Annotated in this window: 1 protein-coding gene and 1 pseudogene; one reads left to right on the top strand and one right to left on the bottom strand. The window is 47.2% G+C overall.

Annotated features, from left to right (window positions below; all coding sequences use genetic code 11):
• A pseudogene (locus R7044_RS25700) lies at nucleotides 1–84 on the top strand (DUF1244 domain-containing protein); the annotation flags it as partial.
• A 62-nt stretch (nucleotides 85–146) separates the two neighbouring features.
• Here R7044_RS25700 and R7044_RS25695 read toward each other — a convergent pair.
• The coding region (locus R7044_RS25695; RefSeq protein ID WP_225456056.1) for a pyridoxal-phosphate dependent enzyme at nucleotides 147–678 on the bottom strand (532 nt) is incomplete at its 5' end.

Raw genomic sequence — 678 nt, 5'->3', positions numbered from 1 at the left:
AGTTATGAGGAGTGGAAAGAAAACCATCAGCCGGCAGCAGGGCCAGAACAATTGGCCGCGTTTGAAGCGCGTCAGAAAAAGTAATCCCAATCAATAAAAAACAGCCCGCACATAAGCGGGCTGTTTTTTATATTCGAATTTGCATCTTAAGCGGTAATTGGACCACAACATGCCGGCTCAACACAGCCTTTCGCTTGAATGACTTCAAGTTGCGCGAGGTAAGGTTGAATATCTCCGATGTTCTCTTTTACCCATGCTAAGTCGTAATACGTATCTAAGTAACGCTCACCAGAGTCACATAGAAGTGTCACGATAGAGCCTGTTTCACCGCGTTGTTTCATTTCGCAGGCTAGTTGAAGCACACCGTAGAGGTTCGTCCCCGTAGATGCACCAACTTTACGTCCAATCAGCTGAGAAACCCAATGCGCGGTCGCGACACTTGCCGCATCAGGAATTTTTCGCATCTCATCAAGCACACCGGCGATAAAGCTTGGCTCAACACGTGGTCGGCCTATGCCTTCAATTTTGCTGCCAGTATTGCCTTTTAATTCACTGTTGCCGGATTGGAAGGCGTCGTAAAACACTGAGTTTTCAGGGTCTACCACACACAGTTTAGTGTCGTATTTTTGGTAACGAATAAAACGGCCAATGGTTGCTGATGTGCCACCAGTTCCTGGA

The organism is Vibrio sp. 1402, assembly GCF_033340275.1.
The sequence above is the reverse complement of the archived record's forward strand: the minus strand, read 5'-3'. Positions and strand labels throughout refer to the sequence as shown.